This window comes from Bacillota bacterium, assembly GCA_040754675.1.
Classification (GTDB): Bacteria; Bacillota; Limnochordia; order Limnochordales; family Geochordaceae; genus Geochorda.
In genome coordinates, this window is the sequence record JBFMCJ010000581.1 from 1 (window position 1) to 2,474 (window position 2,474).

A 2,474-nucleotide genomic window follows, 5' to 3' on the forward strand; every position below is an offset into this window, starting at 1 on the left:
ATCAGCCCGATGGGCACCAGGCTGTAGGAGGTGTCCACGAACACCTCTTTGAGGCTCACCGCATGCCCGCGGCTCCTCGCGACAGCGCGCACCAGGGCGCTTGCGAGCAGGTGGAGGGCCGGCGCCAAGAGCAGCGTGGCCCCCAGGAAGCCGAGGGCGTAGGCCGCGAACCCGGCCGGCTGCCTGAGGCTGGCCCAGTCCTTCAAGAACCCGTACGGCCCCAGCATGACCACGGAGTACGCCAGGGCGCTTCCCAGCATGATGAAGCCCTTGAACGACTCGTCGACCTTCCGGCCCTTCTCCACGTACAGATCCTGGCCGAACGGGCGCACGTTGACGGTGATGTTGTCGTACGGGCAGGCCTTGATGCACTCGGTGCAGAGGATGCAGTAGTTGTTGCGTTCCATCGGGGCGCCCGGGAACTCCGACATGGGGCAGGGGTACCCGCCCACCCCGCCGACCTTCAGGCTCTCCGGAGTGCTTCCCCGGAAGCACGACTTGAACTTGCACTGCAGGCACGTCTCGGCGCTCTTGCGGCGCAGTTCGATGGGCGCCGCCATCGAGTAAAGTCCGAGAAAGCCGCCCACCGGGCACAGATAGCGGCAAAAGGCGCGCCGCTCGTAGATGAGGTGCGTGATGGTGGCCGTGAGGAAGAGCCCCAGCAGCACCCAGCCGGTCACCCTGGGCTGGGTGGTCACCACGGCGGAAAACAGCGCAATCGAGAGGAACCCGAAGTTGGCGAGCCACAGGTTGCGGAAGCGCCGCGGCCACTTCAGGTTCAAGCCGAACGCGCCGAAGCGGTGCCCGATGAAGCGCCGCCTGGAGAGCCACTCCCCGAATGCCGGGAACGGGCACGCCGTGCACCACACCCGGGCGCCGAACGGGACGAGCAGCATGATGAGCAGCGCCCACCAGACGATCCAGACGAACACGATGGAGAAGTTCCTGGCGCCGATGGGGATGCCGAAGAGCCCGCTCAGGACGATGATGACGAAAAACGCGAGGTTCGGCCACATCGCCGCGAACTGGAAGGCCCGCTTGTGGACGAGCCGCGACAGCCACGGCCAAGCGTTCAACACGTCGAACTTGCGCGGCGAGGCAAGTTCAACCCCCGAGACGGCCTGCGCGGCCTGCCCGGCCTCAAAGCCTGCCATGGGTGGGTCTTAAGCCCCCTTCCTCCACCAGACGTAAGCGAGGCCCCCGAAACCGACGATGACGGCCACCACGCCGGCCACGGAGTACGGCCGGTTGGGCTGCACGACGATCTCGCCCACCATGAGGGGATGGAGCGAACCGCAGATCACCGAGCAGCGGTAGCGGAGCTTACCCGGCCGGTCGGCTACGAACCGCACGATCCCTTCCTCCATGGGCGGCACCTTGACGTTGATGCCGTAGGCGTCCAGGTAGAGGCCGTGGGTGATGTCCAGGGAACGCACCCGCAGCGTCACATGGTCGCCTGCGTTGACGTAGATGCGCGGAGGATCGAACGAAAACTGGCGGGCGGTGATGACAAACTCCCGCTCGGCGCCTCGCGGCGAAGAGGCCGACCCGGGCCCGCCCCACAGCCCGACGGCTGCCATGACCGCGAAGCAAAGGAGCACCCACATCGCGCGAGCCCGTGAAGAGCGGATCCGGCGCCGCCGGGGTCCAGAGGTCGCGTCCATGGTACCCCTCCCGATACCAAATGGTAAGACCGGTCAGCGGCGTGGTCTGTCGGGTGCCTTTCGACAGTTGCGACGGGGGAAAGGGCCGTCACGACGGGAAGCAGGGAGGTCGGGCGAGGTGTTGCAACGTGACGTTGCAAGCTGCAACGTCAGGCGACAGCGGGCTTTTCGCTCAGAGGGGGCGCTTCACGCCGAGGCGCTTCATGTGGCGCCAGAGGGTCGTGCGGTCGATGCCGAGAGCCCGAGCCGACCGGCTGATGCGCCAGTGGTTGGCCTCCAGCACCGCCACGATCTGCTCTCGGGTCAGGTGGGGCCCTCCGGGAGAGGGGGGCCCCGGAGGAGCGGCCTCCTTGAGGCGCTCCGGCAGCGGCAGGTGGTGAACGTCGATGGGTTCGGCTCGGCTCAGGGTACGGGCCGCCCGCAGCATCCGGTCAAGCTCCTGGACGTTCCCGGGAAAGGGATACGTCATGAGGGCGGCCAGCGCCCGGTCTGCCACCTTCGGCACCGGCTGCCCCGGCGGCGTCATGTCGTCGAGGAGCTTTTCGACCAGGAGGGGAAGGTCGCTGACCCTTTCCCAAAGCGGCGGAATGCGGATCCGGCTTCGCTCCAGAAGGTGGGCGAGTTCGGGGAGGAACCGGCCCGAGCGCGCCAGTTCCCCCAGCTCGAAGGACGAGGCGGCGATGAACCGCACGTCCACACTCTTCTCCGGGCCGTGCGCGGTCAGCACCTTCAGCAGCCGTTCCTGGGTTGAAGCCGAAAGATCCGCGACGTCGTCGAGGAAGAGCGTTCCGGCCGTGGCCGCGTGCAGCG

At 67.3% G+C, this 2,474-nt stretch carries 3 protein-coding genes; all 3 read right to left on the reverse strand.

The genetic code is table 11. The features are described 5' to 3' along the window. The coding region (locus AB1609_21150) for a 4Fe-4S binding protein (GenBank protein MEW6048943.1) at window positions 1–1,154 on the reverse strand (1,154 nt) is incomplete at its 3' end. Window positions 1,155–1,163: 9 nt separating this feature from the next. Beyond that, complete coding sequence (locus AB1609_21155) at window positions 1,164–1,664, reverse strand: cupredoxin domain-containing protein (protein ID MEW6048944.1); 501 nt, start codon at window positions 1,662–1,664, stop codon at window positions 1,164–1,166. Window positions 1,665–1,836: 172 nt separating this feature from the next. After that, a partial coding sequence (locus AB1609_21160) for a helix-turn-helix domain-containing protein (GenBank protein ID MEW6048945.1) occupies window positions 1,837–2,474 on the reverse strand: 638 nt, incomplete at its 5' end.

What these genes read in the sequence shown, in the direction of transcription:
- AB1609_21155 (MEW6048944.1), bottom strand. Translation starts at nt 1,664, where the DNA reads ATGGACGCGACCTCTGGACCCCGGCGGCGCCGGATCCGCTCTTCACGG.